We start from the raw sequence: 25,630 nt of genomic DNA, 5'->3' as shown, positions 1-25,630 counted from the left end.
GTTGCTTCATGGGTAAATGCTTCAAGGTGAAGAAGCTAATATTTGGTAATGAGAATAATAATGACGCGTTAAGCATCTGGCGTAGTAGGGATTACTTGAACTTTAGGCTTAAGTTCACTAGGAGGGGAACCTACATGGTTCAAGGCATTGCTGAGAATTATATTGAATTAATGCCCCCAAGCCAATGCCTTACCTGCTACAGGTTATATGGAGTGTGATGAATTATTCAGTGTTGGTTAATGGTGCTTGTAAGTTAACTTAAATGTGAACGTAAGCCTTATATTAAGTAATTGATTTAGTGGTTGATTAAGCTTATGGGTGGTTCCGGTACTATGATTAATCGGTTAACCCCATGGGTGGTGATAATTGTGTCACCGGTTCTTGCAGCCCTTCAATTAAGTAGGGGTAGTTGGGTTATTGACTTAGTATTCTGGTTAATGTTGATTGGGATTACGGTACAATTCTTAAGCATTATTAATGCCAAGTGGAGTTTAGCTGCATTACTAATCATTACTGGCTTCTCATTGGCATGGCTAGGTAGGATTGGTTTAGTCTTCAACTACTTCATAATTACTAATGGACTCTACCAATTAATTGGTGCAGTAAACTGGGGGCCAACACCAGCATCCATAGTCCTGGCTATTATCATGGTTGCTGGCTTCGATACCTATAGCATTGGTTTAATACTCATGAATTATGAATCAGGCAACTTAACCATGAGGGAAGTATTACATGGAGTGGCGGATAGCTTAGTCAGGTTCATGCATAAGTACAGTTACTTCCTAGCATTCCTAGTACCATTCATTACTCGCCTAATACCAGAGATAGTGTCATGGCCATGGTTCGTGGGTTACGATACACCTGAATATGCGGCAACGCTCATGGATATGCTTATTAGGCCTGAATTCATCCATACTTGGTGGTATGGTGGGTGGACTACGCTCCCCCCATTACTATTCCTAATACTCTACCCAATTGCCCACATTGCATCACCTTGGCTCATATTTAAGTTCAATGATGCTGTATTACTTGGCTTAATCGGTGTTTCAATGAACATTATGCTTAGGCGCATGGGGTTTAGTAAGGGGGATGCGCTACTGGCTTCACTATTGGCTACCCTTTACCCAACCATGTATTCATTATCCTGGGAATTCGCAATGATGCTCCTAGGCCTCCTCCTAATGATATTAACATTAACTGTTATGCATATTCACGTGGAGTCAGGTAAACGCCATTGGCTACTATTACTGGCATTAACACTATTATCAGCCTTAGCCCACCAAGTATCTGCAACACTACTGGCTTTAGTATTCATAACCTACTTCACCCTTAAGGATAGGGACCCTAGATGGCTTGGGTTAGCCCTAATAGGTATTGCCGCAGATGCATATTACACAGGCTTCACTATGCTTAAATTCACTGTGGTTAAGGGAACCATTACAGCTTCAAGTAGTTTAGTTGAAACCAAGGCTGTATCACCGTATTATGCTATTGAGGGCTACTTGATTCAATTAATTGTTAATTACTGGCCATTAATAATACTAGCCAGCCACGGGTTAAGGAGGGGTAACTTCATATTATACTCACTACTAGCCTGGATACTGGTGATACTACTACCCTCAGCCTTAATGCCTAGTGTGAGCTTTGTATCATGGTGGATTTGGTCCCTTATACTACCAATACCGTTAGCCCCATTATTAACTAGGCCCAGGGCGCTTTCATTAATTATCTTAGCCTTAGTAATCTTACTTGATGCATCGTGGTCATGGTCAACGCTAATGAATTACGTATTCCCAACCATTGGGCCTGAAGCCACGTTGGTTCAGGGTATTTACCCAAGGGCCTGTGTTACAGTTCCAATGGAGCATTACGCTTATGACGCTGGGTTATACGTTGCCAGCCACCTTAATGGTACGTATGTTACCGATTACTGCCTATACACGTTCATTCACCTAGCAGATAGGTTTGGGGCCCATGTAGTGGCTTCATATGACCCAATGGGCACAGCATTGAGTTTAAATGGTACAGTGTACCTTGTCACCACTCAGTATCTAAGTAACTATACGTTGATTGCCAGATTCGGGAATGTTGAAATACTCCCATACAGCACTGGTGTGGCGTACCCAGTGTACGTGTTCCTTATTAAGAATGGTACAAGCAGCATTCATGGTTAGTTTAATCGGGTAAAGGTTAAATAGACCGGATTTGCGTGCTACACTATGGCTAAGAGAGGTGGACCGCGTACAGTTGGTGTACCGTGGAGGTTTCATTTAACGCCTGGAATATTCATGAATAGCCTAGTTAATGCTGCTGATAACAGTGGTGCCAAGTTGGTTAAGGTTATTGGGGTTGTTGGCCACTACTCCAAGAGCGTTCATAGGAGGATACCTGGAGCTAGCGTGGGTGATATGGTTGTTGTTAGTGTTCAGGAGGGTAAGCCTGAAATGAGGAAGCAGATACTTAGGGCCATTGTTGTTAGGCAAAGGAGGCCCTTCAGGAGGCCTGACGGTACATGGGTTGCCTTCGAGGACAACGCTGTAGTTATAGTTACTGAAGAGGGGCAGGTTAAGGGCACTGAGGTTCATGGCCCAGTGGCCATGGAGGCTGCCCAGAGGTGGCCTCAGGTAGCGTCAATAGCAACCATGATTATTTAAACCATTGAATAGTGATGAGTGCCAAAGGCCTGACTTGATGAGTGAGGGATTTGAACGCTGACTCTCCTTAATTGTAGTCAACCCAGTTAGCTTAATGTAGAATTATAGGTAAGGTTCCTCTTAAGCATGCTCTCTTAAAGCCGCAGTGGAGTCTTAGAGCATTTCTAAGCTGCTTAGTGATTTGGCAAGAGGGGGGAATAAGCCTCATCCCTATGGCGGGGAGAGGGCAGTATAGGTAATAGTGGTGTGTTTCAATAATAAGCCTCTAGAGGATATGCGTAGGATTCATGCTCTTAGTGTAATTACGTAAAGCTTAATAGTAGGTTTATTTAACTGTGGTGCTGAATACGTAATGAAAATAATGGTGCTTACTAAGGATGGTAAATTACCTAGGGAGTTCACTGAGGATGGTGAAGTAGACTCATACTCCCTCACTGCGGATGAATCGGTTTTCTCAAGGTATGACTTCATTGGGGTACTTGGCACTGATAGGTTCATACTCAGTGCCCTTCATAAATTAGCCGGATTAGATAAACCAATAATAACCATAGGCTATGGTGCAGGTTACTTAAACACTGTTAACGTTGCGGATTTCAATGATTTAATGAATAGCCTTAAGAAGGGTAATTACACTATTGAGGTTATACCAACCTTAACCACTGGTCAGGGTTACGTTGCGGTTAACGATATTGTAATAGCACCTGCTAGGAGTGCCACTTTAATGGAGTATACGCTCATTATAAATAATGAATACGCATGGAGGGATAGTGCCGATGGTTTAATAGTGGCGACGCCAATAGGCTCAACAGCCTACGCCCTCAGTGCTGGTGGTGTGCTCATATATGGTGGATTAAGGTCCTTTGAAATAGTGCCCATTAATTCAACGAACATAGCTAGGGTTCCGGTCATAGTCCCTGATGATTCAAGAATAGTGATTAGTGACTTGCTTTCAAGAAGTAAGATAGAGGTTATTGCAGATGGGTTAGTTAGGAGGAATATTAACACGACAAAGGTGACGATATTTAAGGGCCCTGAAATTAAACTAGTTAAGTTATCCACCGCCACTACCCTTGATCGCTATAGGAGGATTATTGAATCAATGATCAGTGACCTACCCCCAAGCGCTAAACTAATACTTAAGGTACTTGAGTACGAAGGCCCATTAACACCTAAGGAGATTATTGAGAAGACTCTCATACCTCAAAGAACCGTTAGGGCATCATTAAGGCTACTCCTAAGGAAGGGGTTGGTTAATAGGCTTATAATGCCAAGGGGCAGTAGTAGGTTGGTTACATACTCCATAAGTAATGGAACTAAGCTTAACATTAAGTGAAGCCAATGAGGTAATATTAGCGTGATTTAGGGTAATACTCTGAGAAAAGGCTTAATAACCACTTCACTTGATGCGTGTGTGGTTATTGTAAGCGTAACGCCTGAAATAGGACTAGATGAGGGATACACCTACTCAGGTGGTTTAGGCGTCCTTGAGGCTGATAAGTTCTACGCCATGGCGAGGATGAATAAGCCATACGTAGTCATAACGCTGCTTTACAATAATGGTTACGTTGACTATATCTTCGATAACAGTAATAACCCAGTGCCAGTACCTCAAAGGCACCCCAGATCCTTTAGGAGTATGTTGAATCCAGCAGGTTACCTGAGAATTAACCTAAAGGATAGTGAAGTCTACGTAAACGTACTAGAGTATAGGCTTAATAACGCTAAGGTAGCCTTCCTAAGCCCACAATCACCCAGGTGGGCTTATGACTTAGTTGATAGATTATACATTGAGCAGGATATTGATAGTAAATTCTACAAGTACGTCCTATTAGCCAAGGGCGCCGCTGAGTATATTAGAAGTAGGATTGGTTTAAGGAATGTTGATGTAATAGACCTTCAGGAAGCCTACACTGCAATACTTCCACTGGTACTACCTCTACCACCACAGAAGTACAGGATCATAATACATACACCTGGGCCCTGGGGCCACCCATCATTCCCAGCTGAATTGTTTAGGAGGGAATTCGGCTTCAGGTTCTTTGAGGACCCAGTAGTATTAACTGAATTGGGATTATCTATGAGTAGTGAGGTTATTGTGGTGTCTAAGAAAATGAGAGATGTTGTCTCTAAAGTAATACCGCACCACATGCATAAGGTTAGGGCAATAACCAATGGCGTTGATTTAATTAGGTGGGTTGATGGTAGGGTGCTTAAGGCTTACATGGAAGGTAAGTTAAATATTGATGAATTATCAAGAATAAAGAGGGAAATGGTTAGTGAACTTGAGTCATTCTTATCTAAATATAAGCCCGGCTTAAGGTTAGGCGACTCATTTACAGTGGCGTGGATTAGGAGGTTAACAAGGTATAAGAGGCCTGACTTCATACTGAGGTTCATTGAAGAGAATCCGCAGAAGGATGATGTAGTCTTCGTGCTTGGAGGTAAGGCTCACCCATTTGATGAATGGGGATTATCAATGATGAAGAGGTTCAGGGAGTTGGCTATTAAGTATAATAATGTAGTTTACATTCATGACTACGACATTAATGTGGCTAAGAATGTATTACCCAAGGTTAAGCTACTACTCTTCACCCCCTTCCCAGGCTGGGAGGCTAGCGGTACATCATTCATGAAGTCATCTATGAATGGAACACCAACGTTAGCCTCAAGGGATGGCGCAGTACCTGAGTTAATTACAGATGGCTTCAATGGTTGGTTATTTGGATTTGATGAAAGATACCTAGTGGATATTGGCAGTGACCCAAGGGCTAATGAGATTAATGAGAAGGAGTATTCTGAATTCTCATATAAGCTTAACCAGATAATACAATTATATTACAATAATAGTAACGAGTATTGGAAAGTGGCTGTTAATGCATCATTAACATTCATAAATAATGCAGACATAGTTAATGCACTTAAGCAGTACTATAGGTTTTAAGGAAAATCCAGTAGGGAGTTTCATTATCTGATTAAATGCAATAAAGTAGGGTAAACTATTTCAATGGAAATAAATGAGATTAAACTAAGTAATCAAATTACGTTAGTGGGCTTACTGTTTTTGTGGGTGTTTATGATGATGTATTTTCCATCATCAGGTATTGACCTGTGAGCGTGATCCCTCATGTCAATCACCATCTTAATGCGCTTTGAATTACCTAGGCATTCATTAATCATGAATCTAATAACCTCAACTGGTGTAACACCCCTGGCTGTGCATATACCTAGTTCTTCAAATATACTTTTAAGTAGTAGTGAGCATGCTTGCAATCTTGGGCACCGTTCACATATTGCGCCGCATATTGATGATATTACGTGGAGCTCCTTATTCTGATACAGTAATGCGAAGTCAAGTATCCTTATGGAATCATCATTAACCTCAAATGAAGCTAAGAGAAGCGGATTAGTGGTTAATTTGACAGTGCCCTTATTTACAATTAGTACGCCCATTTTCTTAAACTTCCTTACCCTACGGTAGACTGGGGGTGATTTATCACCTCTAATAGCCTTGTTAATGTATGCTAAGTCCCCAAGTAACTTATCCAATTCACCCTCCCTTAACAGTATTATGTTAATTGACTTCTGCATATGCATAGTTTATTTCCTATGCTTAATAAAAGCGGGTGAATTATGCATAAAAAGCATATGTTACATATATAGGCATAATCATGCGATATATATCACATGGCTGTAATTATGTAATTTTTCCCATATTTACTAAAACATTAACTAATTCAGTAACCTCATCAATACTTAACTCCCTAACCCTCTTATTAAGTAGGTAACCAGGTACTTCCCTTTCACTTAAACCGTAGAATTGCCTAATAACCTTAAACGCCCTCTTATTGGGTTGGGTGAATAATTTACTCGTTAATGACTCTAAAGCCTTCACGTCAACGCATGGTTTAGGTAAAGGCTTTAATTCAACGATTGTTGAATACACCTTGGGCCTTGGCCAAAAAGCCCATGGAGGCACATGCTTAATTATCTTGACTGAACTTAGGCATTGAGTAATCACAGAGAGCCTACCGTAATTTGTGGAGCCAGGCTTAGCCGCAAGCCTTAAGGCCACCTCCCTCTGTAATGTTAATACTAATCTCCTAGCACCGTAATTAGTCAGTAATCTTAACAATAGCCTAGTCGTAATGCTGTAGGGTATGTTTGAAACAATGGTTAACCCAATGGGTGGCTTATAAGTTAATGCATCACATATGAATAAGTCAGCATTAACCCCACTTAACCCAATAGCATTAATGGCCTTAATCATCATTGGATTCACGTCACATGCAAACACGTGTTGAGCATACTTAACCAAGTAATGCGTTAAGTAGCTTAAACCAAAGCCTACCTCAAGAATCCTCTCACCCTTAGTTAATTCGGCAATGGCATTTAAGTACCATGGATCAACCATAAAATGCACATCACCACCAACCCTAACCCCAAGCCCCAGGGCTGACTTAGCTAACCTAATTAGAGTCCACTTATCTACTGCGTAAAAGTCATTAAGTTCAACCACAGGGGTGATTATGCTTAATTTATGGAGGCTTTTAAAACTAGTGGATTCATTAGCTGGGATACCTAGGATAGGGTGGGTTAACGCTGGTGTTAGGGGCCCTGAAACCGTGGCTGAGCACACCCTCCTAGCATCATACATAGCAGCCTCACTGGCTAAGTTAATGGGCTTGGATGCAGGTAAGGCATCCCTATTAGCGTTAATTCATGATGCTGCAGAGTCAGTGACAGGTAATGTATCAAGGATTGTTAGGGATAAGATGGGTTTAAACCAATGGAGGTTGCTTGAAGCAAATATTGTTGGGGAATTAGGATTTGGTGATGAATTTAATGAGTATGTTAATTTAAAGAGCCCTGAGGCAATTGTAGTCGCTATCAGCGATAAGTTAGCTACGTTAATTAGGGCATGCCAATACAGGGAGTTAAACTACGGTACATCAGACTTAGTTAGAAATTACCTAAGTGAAGTTAAGGAATTATTGAATAGGGTGAATAATAAGGAATTGAATGAATTATTAAATGATGTATTAATTAAATGCAGTGAAAACAAGGATTCCAGTAAACCACAGGCTTTAAGTTAAGGGTGATTTAATTAAATTTAGGTTAAACAGCCTATCGTGGATTCTTGAAGGCAATACCATTCACTGTTGTTAAATCACCCCTATAAAGGAAGCTCACCTGCCTTAATGACGCTAAGTAGTCAAACCTATTTAATGCCGACACCGCATCAATAGGTACAATAACCTTATACCAGTTCAACGCAGCGCTGCCAGCCGTGTGGAGTACGCATATGTTGGCCACAGTGCCGGTTATTATCAATGTATCAGCCCTAGCAACATGCCTAAGTACGTAATCTAAGTCAGTGCCAAAGAATGCATCATACCTCCTCTTCCTAATAACTATATCATTAGGCTGAGGCTTAAGTTCCTCAACAATCTCAGCACCCCAAGTACCCATAATGCAGTGCTCACCCCATATTCTAAACTCCGGGTCATCTTTAAAATGCCAATCCTGAGTATAAATTACCCTCACCCCACTCTCCCTAGCCTTTTCAAGTAAGTCAGCAATAGGCCTAATAGTCTTCTCAGCATCAGGCACATAGAGCTTACCATTACTCCTAACGAAGTCATTCTGCATATCAACAACCAACACCGCAGTCCTGGAGGAATCAACAGTAATGCTTTCCTTAACCTCAAGTTCAGGAACCTCAACAGCCTCCTTAATCCTCATCGAGTTTAAGGGATTAGGCTTTAAATAAAAGCGTTACACTGCTATTAAGCATGTAAAAGCCAACTAAACTAATCACTCGCATGTGTAGCATTCATCATGCTAGAGTAGTTCGCAGTGTAAGTAGAGTTAAGTAGAGTATTAATGGTATTAGGGCTATTGAGTCAAGCCTCCTTAAGGCTATCCTAGGCTTAACACTGGGTATGCCGTAGTACTCAATGTATTGTGCAAGTATTATAGAGTACCTTACACCATTAGCCACCAGTGAATTAACCAATAGCCTAGGTTTAACATTACCAAGTGACTTAAGCACCATATAGGCCTCATCCATGCCTATTGATGCATTTAAAAGATATCTAAGTGACAATACCAGTGACTCACCCAATGTACCTAAGCCCATTATGCTAAGAATATACCTCACCTCGCTTAAACTAAGTAATGCAAGTGAAACCACTACACCGATTAATAGTACTAGTATTAGGGTTGATAGGATTGTTACATTAAGCAGCATTATGAAGTTTAACCCCCCTTTAGACATTAACACCACTAGCAATCCAGTGGCTTCGGATAGAATCCACACCAGTATTAGTGGCCTTAACCTCCTTATTGAATCCCCTATTAATACTAGGTAAACCACACCCATGACTAGGCCGGTTACAGTAATGGGTATGAGCTCAGTTAAATTCATGAACCAGTAGGATGCTAGGTATGGTATGAATGATAGCATTACCGTAAACTTACCTATAATCGACATACCCCTCAGCAAACCCTCAGCACCCTTCACAACAGGCTTAACCCACTCATAGAACATACTCGCTCACATTCACCTTAGCAACATACCCCTCTTGCCCTTTCACGTAGAATACGTCACTATCCCTTATTAAGGATGCGAAATGCAGATCCTGAGTAGCTATAATAACCCTTAAGTTTGATTGATTAATGAACTCAGCCAACTCGAAGCTATACCTGCTTGAAAGCCCTGAGGTTGGCTCATCAATAATCATGAGTGTGGGCTTCAGTAGCTTAGCCATAGTAAGCATAAGTATCCTCTTCTGCCCCTCTGACAAGTGTAGCGGATCATCTGAAGTATTTATATGCATTTCAAGCGCCTTCAATTCACGTTTAAGATCCTCAATACTCGCATTCCTACCAGCAGCCTTAGCTAACTCAATGTACAATTCCTCCACTGTATCAGTCATTGACATTACCACGTTCACGTCTTGAGGCATATAAAGCATTGGGTGTGAGTGATCTACGATTACCTTACCTTTACTTGGCTTAACAACACCTAGAATTAGTTTAAGTAATGTTGATTTACCACTACCATTAGGCCCTATGAAAATAACCCTACTTGATGATGCTGATAGGTTAATGCCGCGGAGTACGTATGAGTCATCATACTTAAACCACACGTTACTTAACTTAAGCCAACCACCATCAGTATTACTGCTTACGCTCCTAATAATATACCTACGCCTAGTTAATCCACTAAGGCTACTTAATTCACTTAATTTACCATCATTAAGCTGAAGAACCTTATCCACTGAGCCAATGACATGCTCATACCTATGCTCAAGTATGAGTATTGATATGCCCCTCCTCTTAATTCCCCTAATTAACGTAACTAGTAATTCAACAGCATTCTGATCAAGGTGGGCTAATGGCTCATCCATAATAATCACCTTAACCCCCCTCGTAATCAGTTTAGCTATTGCAAGCCTCTGAAGTTGACCCATTGATAATTCAGTGACTAATTTACCCAATACCTCATTACTTAAACCGGCGGTATTCAGTATAGCGTTAACACTTACATCATTCTCAATGGCAGTTAATTCAAGATCCTCATCAACCCTTGGGTAAATGAAGTGTATTGCCGGGTCCTGGTAAAGGACGCCAATTAACCTACTCCTCTCCCTAGGTTCGGCACCACTTAATTCAGTATCATTAACCTTAATCACGCCCTTAGCTAAACCACCAGTTAAGTGAATTACACCGGCAAGCGCCTTAACGAGTGTTGTTTTCCCTGAACCAGTATCACCAATCACTAACCCCACTTCACCATCCTTAAGGCTTAATGATAATCCCCTTAGAATCCAATCCCCATTACCGTACCTAGCCCATAGGTCACTCACCACTAGCATTAATAAGCCACCTAAACCTCCTGGTTATGGTTAAGTAAACCGGGTAGGCTACTGCAATGTATATTATGGCTATGGTTAAGTTAAAGAGCGCTATGACAGGTAGGAGGTACATTGTTAATGAGGCGGCTTTAGTGTATGTCGTAACCCAATGAGCTATTAGGAACCACCAGGGGTCAACTACATAGTTTGCAGCCACCATTAACCCAACCCTAGCCGTAATCCCCATGGCTGATGATAATGCGTACAGCGCCTTAACGTTACTGAACTTACCCCTAAGTAGCCTATATGTGTAGTACATTGGGATGAATGTTGAAGCCTCTGCAATCCACTTCATGGCTGCACCTATTGGGTCACCACCACGGAGTAGGGCTATCATTAGTACTGTATCTGCCAGTAATGCGTACTTGGGCCCTATTAATAGTGCTGTTATTATTAATGGTATACCTGCTAAATCGTATTTAAGGAATGGTGCTACTGGGAAGGGTATTTGAATGAAGGATAAGGCTACTGACAGCGCCGCCATTACTGAAACCAAGGAGACCTTAATGGCCCTCGCCTCCTTCAATGAAACCTCCAGTGCCATTGCATAAACCCCAGGTTTACTGGTTAATAAACCTTGCGTTACTATTGATAAACCTAAGGTTTAATGCTTTATTAAGGCTTCAGGTAAATTAAAACGTGTGGTAGGGAGAGGTCACTTAAACTTTTAGCCTACTCAGGAGCACTATTAAGGTTAGTGTTTAAAAAAGTCCGGTAATACTTAGGTATTGTGAAGAGTAAGCGTTACTACGTTTTATTGAACCCATGGGAGGCGCGCATACTTGTGACAGGTAAGTTAAATGACCTTGAGCTTGTTCAAGTGGGTTGGAGGATAGTAATGGTGAGTAAAAGATGGTATAGGGCATATGATGTTGCTAGAACATTAGCTGACAAATTCAACTATGTGTTGGAGTGGTATATTGAGGATGAGAGGAGGGCCTTTGCCATTGATAAGAGTAGAGATGTTAAGACTTAATTTCATCATTTCCCCTGGCACCAAAGTTTGAGGTAATCATCCACAGTACCGATGTCTACAAATTTATTAACCAAATACGCACCAACCCTACCTCCCCTTCTTATAATTAAGTTAACATAATCATTCATATCAATGAAGCCACCGTTAAGTAGCCTTAGTAGCTTACCCTTAATTATGTAGTTACCTGTTGATATAGTTAAGTTAATGGTAGGCTTCTCAACCCAAGCCTTCACCTCATAACCCTCGGTTTCAAGTACACCATACCTTAATTGAAAACCAGCCCTATACCCAATTATAGTCATGTCTAAGTTCTTCTCCATGTGAAAATTAACAGCATCAACCATATTCACATCAGCTATTACATCACCATTCTCAACCACCACAATATCATCATCCTTAACTAAATTACCTAGAAAATATAAGTGGCCAGCAGTACCCAGTAACTTATCGTGAATAATGGCCTCAAGTAACCCATTATACGTTAAGTTCATGCGCTTAACAGCATCCAATATTAACTCAGCCATATAATGAGTAATAACGTATATTCTAACGGGTTTTAATGGAAGAAGGCGCTCCACTGCATCCTGCATTGCAAGCCTACCACCTGGAATAGGCATTAGGGGCTTAGGTACGTAGAGGGTAAGTGGCCTTAAGCGCTCACCCTTTCCAGCAGCCAACACCACACCAAATACAGCCATATTACTCATAATGCTTTAAGCGTTTTTAAGTCACTGGCTCTTGAAGCGGCATTATTCCCTAGTCCATGGCGCGTAATCATTACTTAACCATGCACTGTAGGCCTAGTTAGGGTTATTAATAAGTTCAGTATTAGAATCATGTGGAGAAGAGGGTTTACCTAGTGGATATTACCTATGGATTAGTAGGTAATTCACCTGAGATTAGGATGTTTGGCGTTGATGAGGATGGTGAGAAGATTATTATCCTGGATAGGGGGTTTAGGCCATACTTCTACGTGGTTCCAGAGGAGGGGTTTGAGGAGCAGGTTGCTAGGGTTATTGGTAAGATGCAGAATGTTGTTAAGGCTGAAGTTACTGAGAGGAGGTTCTTCGGTAAGCCAATTAAGGTAATTAAGGTTACCGCCACAGTACCTGATAAGGTTAGGGAGCTTAGGGATAGGGTTAAGGCTATTCAAAACGTTAAGGACGTCCTCGAGGCCGACATTAGGTTCTACATTAGGTACATGATTGATAATGACATTAGGCCAGGCTGGTTAATGTTCAGTAACCTTAAGCCAATGGACACTAAAATAGGTGGTATCAGTAACGTATACTTAACTGAAACACCCCCCACTTCACTTGACATAGATTTAATGCCTAAGCTCAGCTACATGGCCTTTGATATTGAGGTCTATAATCCAAGAGGCACCCCTGACCCCAAGAGGGACCCCATCATAATAATCGCCATGGCTAACCATAATGGTAATGTTAAGTTACTGACCCTCAATGATTATAGGCATGAGAGGGAAATGCTTAACGACATGGTGGGTATAGTTAAGGAATGGGACCCCGACGTATTATTCGGCTACAATTCAAATAAATTCGATATACCCTACCTGGTTAATAGGGCTAATGTAATCAATGTTAAGTTTCAATTGTCGAAGTACGGTACACCACCTGAACAGAGTGTTTATGGGCATTGGTCAATAATAGGGAGGGCCCATGTTGACTTATATAATTTCATCGAGGATATGACTGACGTTAAGAGGAAGAGCCTAGACTACGTTGCAGAGTACTTTGGAATAATGAAGAGGAGTGAGCGTGTTAATATTCCTGGGCATAGGATTTACCAGTACTGGGATGATGAAGGGAAGCGTAGCCTATTAATTAAGTATGCTAGGGATGATGTTTTAAGCACCCTTGGTTTAGGTAAAGTACTCTTACCCTACGCAATGCAGCTTGCCTCAGTATCAGGCCTACCATTGGATCAGGTTGGCCCAGCCAGCGTGGGTGCTAGGGTGGAGTGGATGATTATGCATGAGGCCTATAAGATGGGTGAACTGGCGCCAAATAGGGTTGAGAGGCCATACGAAACTTATAAGGGCGCCATTGTGCTTGAGCCAAAGCCAGGTATTCACAATAATATTGCTGTAATAGACTTCTCATCCATGTACCCAAACATAATGTTGAAATACAATATTTCACCAGACACACTTGTATTAGGCTCATCTGAGGGCGACTACTACGTTGCCCCAGAGGTTGGCTATAGGTTTAGGAAGAGCCCCAGGGGGCTTTACGCATCATTACTTCAGAAGCTTATTGATGCTAGGCGTGAGGCTAGGGATGAAATGAGGAAACACCCTGAGGGTTCACCTGAATGGGTTCTGCTTAATGAGAGGCAGAGGGCGCTTAAGGTTATGGCTAACGCCATGTATGGTTACTGTGGTTGGCTTGGGGCTAGGTGGTATATTAAGGAGGTTGCTGAATCAGTTACGGCCTGGGGTAGGCACCTGCTTAAGACTGCGATGAACATGGCTAAGGAAAGGGGTTTAACAGTAATATATGGTGATACTGATAGCCTCTTCATTACCTACGATAAGGATAAGGTTGCTGATATAATAAGTAGGATTAATGAAATGGGTTTTGAGGTTAAGATAGATAAAGTCTACAGTAAATTAATATTCACTGAATCTAAGAAGAGGTACATTGGGTTAACCACAGATAATGAAGTGGATATAGTGGGCTTCGAGGCTGTTAGGGGTGATTGGAGTGAATTGGCAAGGAACGTGCAGGAGAGGGTTGCTGAGCTAGTATTGAGGGAGAGCGTTGATGAGGCTGTTAAGTACGTTAAATCAGTTATTGATGATTTAAGGAACTACAGGTTCACACTTGATGATGTAATAATTTGGAAAACCCTGGATAAGGATATTAACGAGTATAAGGCTCTTCAACCACACGTGATTGCAGCCAGGAGGCTTATGGAGAAGGGCTACGTGGTTAATAAGGGTGATACAGTGGGTTTTGTGATTGTTAAGGATAGTGGCGATAAGTTGACTCAAAGGGCTTACCCATACATATTCATTGATGACGTTAAGGCAATTGATGTTGACTACTACGTGGAGAAGCAGGTTATCCCAGCTGCATTAAGGATACTTGAGGTCTTCGGGATTAATGAAGCAGCACTACTTGGTAAAAGCGGGAGAAGCATCCTTGATTACTTCAATTAATGTGTTGACATTTACGCGAAAGATTTTTAAAAGTGCAGTGTCACGTTGAGTGCAATGTCAGCTACACCACTAACGCCACCTACTGGTCCTGAGGAGGTTCACATAGAGGTTGATGAGGAAACGAAGGGTATAATAAAGGAGATGCTTTCACAAATGGTTAACCCAGTAACCTTCGACTTCTTCACAACAGGCAACTGCGCAGGCAGAGACACTAACTGGTGCACTCCAACGGAGGAACTCATTGACCTACTAGCCAGTTTAGCGCCTGAGGGTAAAATACTGGTTAATAAGCATAGGGTTGACCAGAATAAGGATGATGGAGCTAAGTTCAATATTGAGGAAAATAGGGTTCCCGTAATATACATTAATGGAGGCATAATAAGGTACCTTGGTGCACCACTGGGTGAGGAGGTTAGGGCCTTTATAGAGACTATAACTAGGATATCAACAGGTAAAACTGGTTTAAGAACTAGGACTAGGAGTACCTTAGCCTCAATGGCTAACTCAGATGTGAAGGCCGTTGAGGTGGTAACCGTGGTTACCCCATCATGCCCATACTGCCCATACGCAGTACTACTGGCTAACATGTTCGCCTATGAAAGTAAGGGTAAGGTTAGGTCAGTGGTTGTTGAGGCCTATGAGGAACCTGATATAGCGGACATGTATGGTGTAACAGCTGTACCGACAGTAGTCATTAGGAATGAAGGTTCAACAGGCGACGTTGAGTTCGTTGGAGTACCACCTGAGGCTGACTTACTTAAGAAGGTAATATCATACAGCGGCTTCAATCCCCCCAGCCAGTAGGTCCTTAGGGGTTATTTAGGAGTAAAAAGTAGTGTTCTTTAGGAGCTATGAATCATCATAACCCTGAATGGTTAAATACCTATAACTACCTAGAATCCTAACGTATGCTGAATGTTCCCTAAGCTCATTAATTGCATTAAGGCACTTAGCTTCACTTAAACTGCACTCAACCTCAAGAATAAAGTCATACTCCCATGGCCCCATTTTATTAGGCCTAGAGTATATCATTGTTAAGTTAAGCTCAGCCTCGGCAAAGGGCTTTAAAGCTGAGTATAGTGAGCCAGGCCTATTCGGTACTGAGAATATTATTAATGACCTATCACCAATATTACCCACATCCCTCTGCAGTATTAGGAATTTAGTGAAGCTTGGCTTATCCTCAATGCCGCAGGTAATGGCCTTCAATCCCCTTAACCGTGCACCAAGCCTTGAAGCAACTGCCGCCCTTTCTCTGTGCCCAATAACCATGTTGAGGGCCTCAGCGGTTGATGATGTTTGCCTAATGGTAATGCTTAACCTACTTAGGAATTCCTTGGATTCCTCAATTGCATGTGGATGCGAGTATATTTCCTTGATTTCGCTGATTGAATTAACCTCATTATTCACCACTAGGCATAGTGAAACCCTATACTCGACACTAGCCTTAACACCCACATTCCACTTAATCAATGCATCAATGGTATCACCCACTATGCCAGCCAGGTTGTTTTCAAAGGGCACTACACCATAGTTGAATTGGCCACTATAAACCCCCTTAACAATATCATCAATCCCCTTAACTGGAATCATTGTTCCATTCAGCAGCATTAATGCAACCTCATGGCTAAATGTACCCTCAGGACCAAGGTAAGCCACCTTACCGCTACCACTAATGTACTCCTTAATTATGCTTAAAACCACTGGTTCCTTTATGCTACTAATGGCATCAAGCAGATTAATACCCGGCGGCAGATTACTTAGGATGCTTCTAAGCCTACTAATGGATTCCTCACTCTGCTTAATTAAATTCATTACTTGATTTAGAATTCCGACTTATCCATGCCTGGGTTTAGTGACTAGAATTAATAAGTATTAACCCATGGTTAAATTTAGGTTTAATTTAATGTTTTAATACTAAAGGCTGCGTTAATCATGCTGCTAAATAATGTCGGTGCCCTCAGATTCAGCAGCTTCATGACCCTGCTCAACAATCCTCCAATAGGCAACCTTCCCCCTCTTAATCTCCCTAATTGCCCCATCCCTTTGAAGTAACCTCAGTATGTAGAATACTTGACTATGACTAAGCCCAGTGGTTTTAACAAGGTCATTAGTGGATATTTCCCCCCTCTTCTTTATAATCTCCAGTATGTCGTTCTTCCTCTCCAGTATTTTGTTAGTCTGCTTCCTAGGCATAACTCATCTGCCTGCTGAGTTATTTTAAATATTAACTCACCCTGGTTTTAGCTTCATACTTAAGTATTATTTCAGTAGTTAATTACCTTTCTCTTCACCGTTAAGCTCTGGTGTCATTCATCACTGGGTTAATTGATGTTTGGGGGAATATTTAAATAATTCCCTTAGTTAAGCCTTATAATGAGTAGAGTAATACTAGTAGCTTTACTAGTATGTATATCTATGATTCCATTAACGGCATTTAGCTTAACCTTAGAATCATTTACCCCAGTTAATGAAACAATGATTAACTTAACCCCATACATAGGCCACGCCACAGTAATTACTGGAATCTACTCAAACCCAAACGCAAACTACCTCTATATACTATATGCCCACATTAACGCAACAAGCGTTAATGCAACTAGCGGTGTGTTAATTATGAGTAATGGAGCCGTCATTGGAAACGTTAACTTACCCTACTGCATGCAACCATATTTGGCGTCAATTAATTATGCGGATAATGTACTCTATGTCTCATGCCCCACCAGTAACTTAATTTACGAAATCAACGGTTACACTGCGTCAATAATAGGCTCAATATTAGTCTCCTTTGAGCCAACGTGGGTTTACTACGACAACTACACAAGCCAACTATACGTGGTTGCCTATGGGTCTGGGAAATTCCTCCAATACAATACAATTAATGCATCATCAAAGTATTTTGAGGTGGCGTCAACCATAAATAACCTATGGCCACCTGAGATAATTATACCGAATGGTAAGCTTAACCTAGTATACGTCATATACGCCACAGGCTACGTCCTATACCTAAACTACACCACACTGCAGCTTCCCAGGAGTTACTGCTCGAACTGCATAATAGTTAACTTAAACTCAACACCCCTATACGCATATTATGATGAGGAGCATAACATACTCTTCGTATCAACGAAGGGAGGCTTATATGCACTAGATGGGTCAACAGGCAGTATACTATATAATATTACTATTTCTCCAACGTGGTTAACTGCTAATGTGAATGAAAGCCTACTGTATGCCTTAGTCAATAACCTGGTTTATGTTTACGAATACACTAGAAGCATGTATTTTGAAATCGGCGTAATACATTTACCATCGGTTGGATCATCAATAACAATGATTGGTAATAAGCTATATGCTGCATTACCCAGCCTAGGCATCATTGATGAGGTAACCTTCTATAGGAGCTTAAATGGCCTATACCCACTATACCTTTACGTAAACTCCTCATACTACAACGTGACTTTAAGCGGCCCAGTGAACCTGAGGCTAATTAACCTCCGGTATAATACCACAGTAATGTTACCTAATGGCATATATAACTTAACCATAATGACACCTAAGGGTTACTACATTCAGCCAGCTAGCGTAGTTTTCGCCATACATGACTCAACAACAAAGATAATCGCACCAGTATATACGTCGTACAAGCTCATATTCATGGAGGAGGGATTAGCGTTAAACAACACGTGGAGTGTTTGGGTTTATGGTTTAACATCATATGGCAACCTGTTCAATGAGACGTTAACAGCCCCAGCCGGTGAAGAGATTATATTTTACCTTGAACCTGGGTCATATAGGTTCATTATTAATCCAGTATTTGGGTACTCATCAACGCCAGTGAGTGGTTCGGTATCAGTATCCTCAGCCGGTAGCATTGTGGTTCCAGTTAACTTCACCTTAATTAATTACCCAGTTAACATTAATGTAACCAACATGATGAGTGGTTTAAGCATTAAGGCAACCGTGCATGGGGAAACAATAGCTGGCACAAAAATTAATGAGGACTTAACCATAATGGTGCCCTACTACACAATACTACTTCCTGACGGTAAATATACGCTCACTATAACTGACGTAACCTATGGGCCATATGATAGGGTTGCATCCCCAAAGGTGAATAATCTAACCTTTACTGTGTGGGGTGGGGCTAGGGGCATTAACGTAATCCTAAACGTTAACTATTACCCAGTTAAAATAAGTGAAGCAGGGTTAATTAATAATGTTAAGTGGAGTTTAGGTGTAGGTGGTGTATTCTTCAATGGTACGCACTACTCCTACTCAACAACCCTAATTTCACCCAATGACTCAGTAACACTCATGCTGCCTGACGGATCATACACAGTATCATCAACCTCAAACTACTTTAACGGGTTCAATAACCCATACAGCGCCCCCACTAGGAGCGTAATAATAAATGGAGCTGGGGATAATGTTACATTAACGTTCACGCCAGTATCCTACAGCCTCATAATTAAGGTAAGCACAATACTGGGGTTAGGGCAATACACGGTTAGCGTGGTTGGCGTTCAATTCAATGGGCAACCATACACGCTGAGGCTGAGGTCTACGCAGGCATTATTAGCTATACCACTATTGAGTGGTGACTACTTAATACAGGTGAATGGGCCATATTACATTACATCCTATAGTAAGCGTCTAGTGGTGAATGGGTTCATGCCTACACCGTTAAGCGTTAGGTTAATAGGATTAATGCTACCTGTAATAATAGTTGCAGTAATTGCGGTAATTATAGTACTCATGCTTAGGAGGCTTGGATACTTATAATGCCTCATTAATGCATGGATTAGGTACCTTTAATGGCCTAGGTATGTTTATAAAATATAACCCTAAGCTTCACAAATGATTCCAGTAAGCGTCATGGTTACAGGTGCAGGAACGGTATCAGTTAAGATTAAGGGTAGATTTGGGGTTAATCATCCCAGTGATTTCTCAAGCCCAATTAGGCCTGTTATCTCATGGAACATAACCAGGAGGTGCAATTTAAAGTGCCTACACTGCTACATAAACGCTGGGGATCCTGATGAGTATGAGTTAACGACGGAGGAGGCAATGAACTTAGTGAGGCAGTTCAGTGAATTAAAGGTTCCATTAATACTATTCACTGGGGGTGAACCATTAATGAGGAGTGATTTACTTAAGCTAGCCCGTTATGCTAGTGATGAGGGCATTAGGATTGCCTTATCAACAAATGGAACATTAATAACTAAGGAAATGGCCTCCAAGCTAGCTGAAGTAGGCTTCTCCTACATTGGCATTTCCCTGGATTCAATAAACAGTGAGTTTCACGATAAGTTCAGGGGAGTGGAGGGTGCCTTCACTAAGGCTGTTTTAGGTATAAGGAATGCCATTGATGCTGGGCTGGATGTTGGCTTAAGGTTCACCTTAACTTCAATGAACATTAATGAGGTTCCATCCTACATTGAATTCGCATTATCACTGGGTGTTAGGAGAATAACCTTTTACCACCTATCAGCCTCAGGTAGGGCTCAACGGTTAAGTAGGGATTGGTGGTACACGCCATCGCAGTACGTTAAATTCATGGATAATTTAATTAAGTACGCTAAGGATTACTCAGGTAGAATTGAAATTGAGACGACCCTTGGCTCATTCGATGGTGTATATATAGCCTTAAAGCTGGCTAAGGATAAGGAGGAGTTAGGCAACTACCTCAGGTTCGTGGAGTCAACGGGAGGCTGCGGTAGAAAGATAATATCAATATACCCAAACGGTGACGTTTACCCATGCCAATTCATAGACTTCGTGAAGCTCGGTAACGTTAGGGAGAGGAGGCTAGCAGACATATTAAGTGAATCAAACCTAGACCTATTCGTGAATACTGAGAAGTACCTTAAGGGGCCTAAGTGCTCCACATGCCAATTTAAGGCTTACTGCAAGGGTGGGGACAGGGCGAGGGCATATTACCTAACAGGCGACATTTACGGTGACGACCCCCTCTGCCCAATACCAAGCATAATCAATAAAGCTACATGATTAACCCACTCCTAAGCTAGATTACTTAAAAGGGCCACTGCAATGTTAATACGCATTGTAGGTGCTGCACGTGGTGCCGCCTAGGTTCACTCCCAGTGGTGAGGTAATTAGTTACGTGCTCTACATAATTAATGTACTGGTAATAATAATCATAGTATATAGGTTATACTCTGAAATTAGGCGCAGTGGCTTAGGCTTAAGTATATCTAGGTTGCTTATGTTCATTAAGTATGAGGCTTCAAGCTACCGTAAGGGTATGGTGCATTTAATGCACTTATCAATACTGCTTGGTGTTTCATTATCAATATTATTCACGTTAATTTACCCATTAACCTACAGTAACCCAATTGCCCACTACGTAATGTTCGCCATATCAACACCACTGCTCCTAGGCCTAATTACCGCACTTGCCTGGAGGTTTAAGATTCTTGGGGATTCATTTAGAGTTTACAGTAAATTGAAGATTATGGGAGGTATTAGGCATAGATCCATTATGCTTCAATCAATATTAATGCTTGTAATAGCATTAACATCATCAACACTTGCCTTAACAATATTCACAAGTGCTACGTATGTTGAAGTTAAGCTTACCTTATCCATTATTGACTATGTATTAATTGCAGCATATTACGTTAAGCCTGAGGTTAACCTCTACTTAAACCTTGACTTGGATTTACCTAACCTCAGGGAGGCCTTCAACCTTAGGGATGTCCTTGAGGGTAAGGTGGATGCATCCCAGGTTAAGATTGGTGTGGAGAGGTTAAGTGACTTAGCTGACTATGAGCTACGGAGCCTAGATGCGTGCGTTGAGATTGGTGCATGTGAGGAAGCTTGCCCAGCAACGCTGGCGGGTAGGCCATTATCCCCAAGGATGCTTATTAGGAAGCTTAAGTACGTTAAGGATTCAAATGGCGGTGATGCTGATGTATTTAAGGTTGTTCTCGATGATGAGGTTTGGTCATGCACAACCTGTGGTGCATGCATCTATAATTGCCCAATTGGGGTTAGGCACGTTGACTTAATAATAGATGTAAGGAGGAGGCTTGTTGAGTTAAGTAGGCTTGATCAAAAGAAGTCAACACTACTACTTAACGTTACCCAGTACGGTAACTCCATGGGTGTTAGTAACTACGGTAGGCATGAGTGGTTAAGGGAATTGGGCGTTAAGACTGTTAAGGAGAATCCAAGCTTCAAGCACCTACTCTGGGTTGGATGCATGGGCAGCTTTGACTCTAGGGCCAGGGAGATTGTTAAGTCACTTGTGGATATTATTAAGGCTGCTGGCTTAATTAATGAAATTGCTGTGCTTGGTGATGAGGAGGCTTGCTGCGGTGACCCATTGAGGAGGCTTGGTGATGAGGGTAGGTTCCAGGAAGTGGCCTTAAGTAATATTGAGGTATTTAAGAAGTATGGCGTTAAGAGTATAATAACCATATGCCCCCACGGCTACAACACATTCAGGAACGAGTACCCTAAGTTAGATGAATACATGAGGAGTGTGCTGGTTCAACACCATACTCAATTCATAGCTGAATTAATTGAGAGGGGGCGTGTGAATGTTAAGAGGAGTGGGGAAGTGTTAACTATTCATGATCCATGTTACCTAGCTAGGTATAATAAATCCACTAAACCCCAGAGGATTATAGTATCCTCAGTGGGTGTTCTTAAGGAGCCTAAGAATAGTGGTGAGAATACATTCTGCTGTGGTGCTGGTGGGGCTAATTACTGGTATGATGTCCCTGAGGAGAAGAGGATAAGTAGCATTAGGTTAAGTCAATTAACTGAAACTGGGGCTAAGACAATTGTTACAATGTGCCCATTCTGCAATGCAATGCTTAGTGATGCTGCTAGGGTGAGCGGATTCAAGGGTAGGATAATAGACGTTAGTGAGCTTATTAAGGAGTCTATGGTGGGGGGCCATTAGTAACGTACTTGCGTTTAAAGGCTTCCTCCACATCAATGTTAAGTAAATTAGCCACTGACAGTAGCCAGGCGAATACATCTGCTATCTCCTCCATCTTAGCCTCATCATCACCCTTCAACAGGGAATCCGCCAACTCACCCACCTCCTCAACAAGCCATGTGAAGGTTTGGTAAAGCCCCCTCCTAGAGTCCTTCTCGAAGTAAGCCCTCCTAATTAATTCCTGAGCCTCCCTAATATCCATGAAATCACACAGTACTGTTAAATATTTAACAATACCCTATGGCTTTTAACTAGTGTTCGGTGTAATCTTTTTAAAACTCTAATTCGATATCGAATTTGATGCTGAGTGAAAAAGTGGTGAATACGCTATCAAGCGCATTCAGGCTTAATAATAATACAGTAATTAATGCCCTAAGTGGGTACAGTAATATAGATAAAGTATTGAGGGCAAGGCTCAGGGGTAGGAGGCTGTGGGGTGCATTATCCCCCGAGAAGAGGCCAATACTTTACACAATAATTAAGCTTCTTAAACCCAAGATAGCTATGGAGACTGGTGTAGGAGCTGGAGTATCCAGTGCAGTAATCCTTAGTACCCTTAATGAGCTTAATGATGGCCTCCTCTACTCCATTGAGATAAGTAATTACTACGATGAAAACTACCCAGTGGGCTTCATTGTTCCAGAGGAACTTAAGGGTAGGTGGAGGCTCCTAATAGGTAGTTCACGGGAACTACTTGAGAAAACCCTAATGCAACTGGGTGATGTTCAGTTTTTCCTACATGATAGTGACCACAGTTATGATAATGTGTTATTTGAGCTTAGGATGGTTTGGAGGTTCATGAAGCATGGAATCATACTTATCGACAATTATAGATTCAGCAACGCGGCTGTACAGTTTGCTAAGGAGGTTAATGCACCTTTAATAGGGTTAAGTAGTGAAGCTGGCGGCCTAGCAATGATACTTAAAGGTTTTTAACCAACTCCTCAAATTAACACCCCCTTAATCGCCTATTAGTCATCACTGGTTAAAGTTCACCACTCACTATAGTTGGCATCAATGAGGAGGAAACATCCCACTGTTTAAACGCATCATGAGGTGTGAGTCTTTAAGCCATAATTGTAGGGTAACGATTAATGATCCTTCACTAGAGGATTAATGAAGGTAATCCTGTAAAAGGGATAAGGGGTTATTTGCTTATCTTCTCCCACATTAATTCCTTAGTCCACAGGTTCCTAACCATGGCGTACATTAGTATGAATTGTTGAATAACCCAAGCTCTAAAGGGCGGCCACACCAATAGCATTATGCCCAATGCAACTAAGGCGTATGCTAACAAACCTCCTGAGGCTAAGAGTAGGATTGCGCCAATTGTAAGTAGCCACGGGTTCACTAGGTGAATGTAGGCTTCAGTGTAGTATATTGGCTTATAGTTACTTGGTTTAGGTAACTTAATGGATTTCATGAAACTCTGCAGTAGGTGTTGAGCCCTCCTAACCCTCCACCTACCATACCCATTACTTGGAACATACTCAATACAAGTCACGTCCCCTGGAATTATTGCTCTAAGGCCCATTGAGGCAACCTTAACCCCAGTATACGAATCATCAGCCCCTATGTCTGTTGGGAAACCACCAATACTCTTAAGTAGGTTCCCCTTAACCGCCAGTAATTCACCATGGAAGACCACTGAGGAATGTACCTTACTCTCCCCAATTCTTAAATTATTGTAAAGCCTCCTATAGGCATCCTCAGTTAAGCCCCCGCCTCTAGGCGCCTTTATACATGAAACCAATCCCACTTGTTCATTAATAAGCCACTTAACCGCATTAATTAAGGAATCCTTAGCCCACAGTGAATCAGCATCAGTGGTCACTATAATGTTACCTGAGGCCAACTCCAATGCCTTATTTAAGGCATGGCCCTTACCCATCCTAGGGCTCTTAATGTAATTTAAATCAACCCCCCTATGCCTACTTAACCACTCCTCAATCTTAGCTTGAGTATTATCATTGCTTGAGTCAGATATTATTAACTGAATCTTACTCAGTGGGTAATTCTGCTCAAGAATATTATCCAGCTTCCCAACTATCATGTTTTCTTCATTATATGTAGGTATTATAATGGATACTGTGGGTAGTTCCTCATTACTCACATTAATTGGGTTAATGGGCCAAGGCCTCCTAACGTAGGCTAGGATAATAATGTAGTAGAGTAGCGGTACTGCAACATGAATTAACACAAGTAATAAACCTATGTAGAATAATTGAGTTAACATATGCTTGACGAGAATGAGTAAACTGAATAGGCGGTGACAGTGAACATTATCATGGCTACCAGCAGCAGTAGCAGTGATATTGAATCAACTCTATTTAATCTAATAATCCTGTATGCTGAGTAAATGAGCATACCGGTGGCTATTGTTGATATTGCCACTGAGTAACCGTAAGTTGGGCCACATTCAGACCTAACAATGGAGACGCTTATGCCGGTGGGTGCAACGAGATTCCATAAGCCAAACATGAATATAACAGCAACAATAGCTAAAATTACTGCTAACGCGAACCCCTCCTTACTTATATTAAGCTCTGAACCACGGGACACAGGATCCATGAATATGCTGGTTTAAAAACATTATCATCAGTACCCCTTACTCAGGATACTCATTATTTAAGGTAAACCTTTAAAAAATACCAACCAAACAGCATTTAGGCCGGGGTGGCCGAGCCTGGTCCAAGGCGTGGGCCTTGAGAGCCCATCCCCGCAAGGGGGCCCGGGTTCAAATCCCGGCCCCGGCGCCATCCTTCCACATACCCCATGATGCAGGTAGTGTTACTAGAGGTTGTGATTACTACTTATTTGCTTGAATTGAGGGATAGCTAATGAGGCGTTAGAGCCTATGTTAAGGAAATAACGTAAGGTAGCCTAGGCCAGGTAATGTGCATTCCACTTATTATAGTTATT

The 25,630-nt window shown here is 41.7% G+C and carries 24 protein-coding genes, 1 tRNA gene and 1 pseudogene; 14 read left to right on the top strand and 12 right to left on the bottom strand.

Features of this window, described 5'->3' with window-relative positions; translation table 11 throughout:
• The 5 genes and pseudogenes from BP896_RS09070 to BP896_RS09050 all read left to right on the top strand — a co-directional run.
• Positions 1-218 (top strand): annotated as a pseudogene (locus tag BP896_RS09070) (radical SAM protein); the annotation flags it as partial.
• A gap of 150 nt (positions 219-368) precedes the next feature.
• Positions 369-2,174 carry a hypothetical protein gene (locus BP896_RS09065; RefSeq protein ID WP_291767718.1) on the top strand — a complete coding sequence of 602 codons (1,806 nt, stop codon included), beginning with the start codon at positions 369-371 and terminating at the stop codon, positions 2,172-2,174.
• 45 nt (positions 2,175-2,219) lie between these two features.
• Positions 2,220-2,654, top strand: coding sequence for a 50S ribosomal protein L14 (locus tag BP896_RS09060; protein ID WP_291767716.1), 435 nt, complete (start codon positions 2,220-2,222; stop codon positions 2,652-2,654).
• 352 nt (positions 2,655-3,006) lie between these two features.
• Positions 3,007-3,987 carry a MarR family transcriptional regulator gene (locus tag BP896_RS09055; protein WP_291767714.1) on the top strand — a complete coding sequence of 327 codons (981 nt, stop codon included), beginning with the start codon at positions 3,007-3,009 and terminating at the stop codon, positions 3,985-3,987.
• A gap of 78 nt (positions 3,988-4,065) precedes the next feature.
• A complete protein-coding gene (locus BP896_RS09050) occupies positions 4,066-5,595 on the top strand; it encodes a glycogen/starch/alpha-glucan phosphorylase (RefSeq protein ID WP_291767712.1) in 1,530 nt (509 codons plus the stop codon).
• Positions 5,596-5,687: 92 nt separating this feature from the next.
• Here the strand turns inward: BP896_RS09050 and BP896_RS09045 are convergent, their stop codons facing one another.
• Both BP896_RS09045 and rsmA read right to left on the bottom strand, forming a co-directional pair.
• Positions 5,688-6,242, bottom strand: a complete 555-nt coding sequence (locus tag BP896_RS09045; protein ID WP_291767711.1) for a hypothetical protein — start codon at positions 6,240-6,242, stop codon at positions 5,688-5,690.
• A gap of 106 nt (positions 6,243-6,348) precedes the next feature.
• Positions 6,349-7,170, bottom strand: a complete 822-nt coding sequence (gene rsmA / locus BP896_RS09040; protein ID WP_291767708.1) for a 16S rRNA (adenine(1518)-N(6)/adenine(1519)-N(6))-dimethyltransferase RsmA — start codon at positions 7,168-7,170, stop codon at positions 6,349-6,351.
• Between the two features lie 10 nt (positions 7,171-7,180).
• Here rsmA and BP896_RS09035 point away from each other — a divergent pair, with 10 nt between their 5' ends.
• Positions 7,181-7,747, top strand: a complete 567-nt coding sequence (locus BP896_RS09035; RefSeq protein WP_291767706.1) for an HD domain-containing protein — start codon at positions 7,181-7,183, stop codon at positions 7,745-7,747.
• Between the two features lie 31 nt (positions 7,748-7,778).
• On the opposite strand, the gene BP896_RS09030 is transcribed toward BP896_RS09035, so the two are convergent.
• From BP896_RS09030 to BP896_RS09015, 4 genes are all read right to left on the bottom strand, one after another.
• Positions 7,779-8,396: a cysteine hydrolase family protein gene (locus tag BP896_RS09030; protein ID WP_291767704.1), complete on the bottom strand. Its 618-nt coding sequence runs from the start codon at positions 8,394-8,396 to the stop codon at positions 7,779-7,781.
• A 94-nt stretch (positions 8,397-8,490) separates the two neighbouring features.
• Positions 8,491-9,204 (bottom strand): hypothetical protein, encoded by a 714-nt coding sequence (locus BP896_RS09025; protein WP_291767702.1) that lies wholly within the window; start codon positions 9,202-9,204, stop codon positions 8,491-8,493.
• A complete protein-coding gene (locus tag BP896_RS09020) occupies positions 9,194-10,534 on the bottom strand; it encodes an ATP-binding cassette domain-containing protein (RefSeq protein ID WP_291767700.1) in 1,341 nt (446 codons plus the stop codon). Before BP896_RS09020 ends, BP896_RS09025 begins: the two co-directional genes overlap by 11 nt.
• Positions 10,518-11,117, bottom strand: coding sequence for a hypothetical protein (locus BP896_RS09015; RefSeq protein ID WP_291767699.1), 600 nt, complete (start codon positions 11,115-11,117; stop codon positions 10,518-10,520). Before BP896_RS09015 ends, BP896_RS09020 begins: the two co-directional genes overlap by 17 nt.
• 186 nt (positions 11,118-11,303) lie before the next feature.
• On the opposite strand from BP896_RS09015, the gene BP896_RS09010 reads away from it, so the two are divergent.
• Positions 11,304-11,549 (top strand): hypothetical protein, encoded by a 246-nt coding sequence (locus BP896_RS09010; protein ID WP_291767697.1) that lies wholly within the window; start codon positions 11,304-11,306, stop codon positions 11,547-11,549.
• A gap of 5 nt (positions 11,550-11,554) precedes the next feature.
• On the opposite strand, the gene BP896_RS09005 is transcribed toward BP896_RS09010, so the two are convergent.
• A complete protein-coding gene (locus tag BP896_RS09005; RefSeq protein ID WP_291767695.1) occupies positions 11,555-12,247 on the bottom strand; it encodes a nucleotidyltransferase family protein in 693 nt (230 codons plus the stop codon).
• A gap of 140 nt (positions 12,248-12,387) precedes the next feature.
• On the opposite strand from BP896_RS09005, the gene BP896_RS09000 reads away from it, so the two are divergent.
• Entirely contained in the window at positions 12,388-14,733 is a 2,346-nt protein-coding gene (locus BP896_RS09000; protein ID WP_291767693.1) for a DNA-directed DNA polymerase, read from the top strand.
• A gap of 54 nt (positions 14,734-14,787) precedes the next feature.
• Entirely contained in the window at positions 14,788-15,537 is a 750-nt protein-coding gene (gene pdo, locus BP896_RS08995; protein WP_291767691.1) for a protein disulfide oxidoreductase, read from the top strand.
• Between the two features lie 45 nt (positions 15,538-15,582).
• On the opposite strand, the gene BP896_RS08990 is transcribed toward pdo, so the two are convergent.
• Both BP896_RS08990 and BP896_RS08985 read right to left on the bottom strand, forming a co-directional pair.
• On the bottom strand, positions 15,583-16,548 hold the full coding sequence (locus BP896_RS08990) for a prephenate dehydratase (protein ID WP_291767689.1): 966 nt from the start codon (positions 16,546-16,548) through the stop codon (positions 15,583-15,585).
• Between the two features lie 126 nt (positions 16,549-16,674).
• On the bottom strand, positions 16,675-16,929 hold the full coding sequence (locus tag BP896_RS08985; RefSeq protein ID WP_291767687.1) for a FaeA/PapI family transcriptional regulator: 255 nt from the start codon (positions 16,927-16,929) through the stop codon (positions 16,675-16,677).
• A 180-nt stretch (positions 16,930-17,109) separates the two neighbouring features.
• Between BP896_RS08985 and BP896_RS08980 the strand changes: the two genes are divergently transcribed.
• From BP896_RS08980 to BP896_RS08970, 3 genes are all read left to right on the top strand, one after another.
• Positions 17,110-19,518, top strand: coding sequence for a hypothetical protein (locus BP896_RS08980; RefSeq protein ID WP_291767685.1), 2,409 nt, complete (start codon positions 17,110-17,112; stop codon positions 19,516-19,518).
• 75 nt (positions 19,519-19,593) lie between these two features.
• A complete protein-coding gene (locus tag BP896_RS08975) occupies positions 19,594-20,745 on the top strand; it encodes a radical SAM/SPASM domain-containing protein (protein WP_291767683.1) in 1,152 nt (383 codons plus the stop codon).
• 70 nt (positions 20,746-20,815) lie between these two features.
• The gene (locus tag BP896_RS08970) at positions 20,816-22,669 is read left to right on the top strand and encodes a (Fe-S)-binding protein (protein WP_291767682.1); all 1,854 of its coding nucleotides are present in this window, start codon (positions 20,816-20,818) and stop codon (positions 22,667-22,669) included.
• On the opposite strand, the gene BP896_RS08965 is transcribed toward BP896_RS08970, so the two are convergent.
• Positions 22,650-22,910 carry a MazG nucleotide pyrophosphohydrolase domain-containing protein gene (locus BP896_RS08965; RefSeq protein ID WP_291767680.1) on the bottom strand — a complete coding sequence of 87 codons (261 nt, stop codon included), beginning with the start codon at positions 22,908-22,910 and terminating at the stop codon, positions 22,650-22,652. The genes BP896_RS08970 and BP896_RS08965 overlap by 20 nt on opposite strands.
• Positions 22,911-23,008: 98 nt before the next feature.
• Here BP896_RS08965 and BP896_RS08960 point away from each other — a divergent pair, with 98 nt between their 5' ends.
• On the top strand, positions 23,009-23,644 hold the full coding sequence (locus tag BP896_RS08960; RefSeq protein WP_291767678.1) for a class I SAM-dependent methyltransferase: 636 nt from the start codon (positions 23,009-23,011) through the stop codon (positions 23,642-23,644).
• 211 nt (positions 23,645-23,855) lie between these two features.
• On the opposite strand, the gene BP896_RS08955 is transcribed toward BP896_RS08960, so the two are convergent.
• Together BP896_RS08955 and BP896_RS08950 are read right to left on the bottom strand one after the other, a co-directional pair.
• Complete coding sequence (locus BP896_RS08955; protein ID WP_291767676.1) at positions 23,856-24,944, bottom strand: glycosyltransferase; 1,089 nt, start codon at positions 24,942-24,944, stop codon at positions 23,856-23,858.
• The gene (locus tag BP896_RS08950; protein ID WP_291767675.1) at positions 24,938-25,270 is read right to left on the bottom strand and encodes a hypothetical protein; all 333 of its coding nucleotides are present in this window, start codon (positions 25,268-25,270) and stop codon (positions 24,938-24,940) included. The genes BP896_RS08955 and BP896_RS08950 overlap by 7 nt, the downstream gene beginning before the upstream one ends.
• Positions 25,271-25,378: 108 nt before the next feature.
• Between BP896_RS08950 and BP896_RS08945 the strand changes: the two genes are divergently transcribed.
• A tRNA-Ser gene (locus BP896_RS08945) sits at positions 25,379-25,467 on the top strand.
• Positions 25,468-25,630: the final 163 nt, after the last annotated feature.

Source organism: Caldivirga sp. UBA161, assembly GCF_002506515.1.
Classification (GTDB): Archaea; Thermoproteota; Thermoprotei; order Thermoproteales; family Thermocladiaceae; genus Caldivirga.
This window is presented reverse-complemented; position numbering and strand designations above follow the sequence as displayed.

What these genes read in the sequence shown, in the direction of transcription:
- BP896_RS09060 (WP_291767716.1), top strand. Translation starts at nt 2,220, where the DNA reads ATGGCTAAGAGAGGTGGACCGCGTACAGTTGGTGTACCGTGGAGGTTT.
- BP896_RS09055 (WP_291767714.1), top strand. Translation starts at nt 3,007, where the DNA reads ATGAAAATAATGGTGCTTACTAAGGATGGTAAATTACCTAGGGAGTTC.
- BP896_RS09045 (WP_291767711.1), bottom strand. Translation starts at nt 6,242, where the DNA reads ATGCAGAAGTCAATTAACATAATACTGTTAAGGGAGGGTGAATTGGAT.
- BP896_RS09035 (WP_291767706.1), top strand. Translation starts at nt 7,181, where the DNA reads ATGCTTAATTTATGGAGGCTTTTAAAACTAGTGGATTCATTAGCTGGG.
- BP896_RS09030 (WP_291767704.1), bottom strand. Translation starts at nt 8,396, where the DNA reads ATGAGGATTAAGGAGGCTGTTGAGGTTCCTGAACTTGAGGTTAAGGAA.
- BP896_RS09025 (WP_291767702.1), bottom strand. Translation starts at nt 9,204, where the DNA reads ATGTTCTATGAGTGGGTTAAGCCTGTTGTGAAGGGTGCTGAGGGTTTG.
- BP896_RS09020 (WP_291767700.1), bottom strand. Translation starts at nt 10,534, where the DNA reads ATGCTAGTGGTGAGTGACCTATGGGCTAGGTACGGTAATGGGGATTGG.
- BP896_RS09015 (WP_291767699.1), bottom strand. Translation starts at nt 11,117, where the DNA reads ATGGCACTGGAGGTTTCATTGAAGGAGGCGAGGGCCATTAAGGTCTCC.
- BP896_RS09005 (WP_291767695.1), bottom strand. Translation starts at nt 12,247, where the DNA reads ATGGCTGTATTTGGTGTGGTGTTGGCTGCTGGAAAGGGTGAGCGCTTA.
- pdo (WP_291767691.1), top strand. Translation starts at nt 14,788, where the DNA reads ATGTCAGCTACACCACTAACGCCACCTACTGGTCCTGAGGAGGTTCAC.
- BP896_RS08990 (WP_291767689.1), bottom strand. Translation starts at nt 16,548, where the DNA reads ATGAATTTAATTAAGCAGAGTGAGGAATCCATTAGTAGGCTTAGAAGC.
- BP896_RS08985 (WP_291767687.1), bottom strand. Translation starts at nt 16,929, where the DNA reads ATGCCTAGGAAGCAGACTAACAAAATACTGGAGAGGAAGAACGACATA.
- BP896_RS08980 (WP_291767685.1), top strand. Translation starts at nt 17,110, where the DNA reads ATGAGTAGAGTAATACTAGTAGCTTTACTAGTATGTATATCTATGATT.
- BP896_RS08975 (WP_291767683.1), top strand. Translation starts at nt 19,594, where the DNA reads ATGATTCCAGTAAGCGTCATGGTTACAGGTGCAGGAACGGTATCAGTT.
- BP896_RS08965 (WP_291767680.1), bottom strand. Translation starts at nt 22,910, where the DNA reads ATGGATATTAGGGAGGCTCAGGAATTAATTAGGAGGGCTTACTTCGAG.
- BP896_RS08960 (WP_291767678.1), top strand. Translation starts at nt 23,009, where the DNA reads ATGCTGAGTGAAAAAGTGGTGAATACGCTATCAAGCGCATTCAGGCTT.
- BP896_RS08955 (WP_291767676.1), bottom strand. Translation starts at nt 24,944, where the DNA reads ATGTTAACTCAATTATTCTACATAGGTTTATTACTTGTGTTAATTCAT.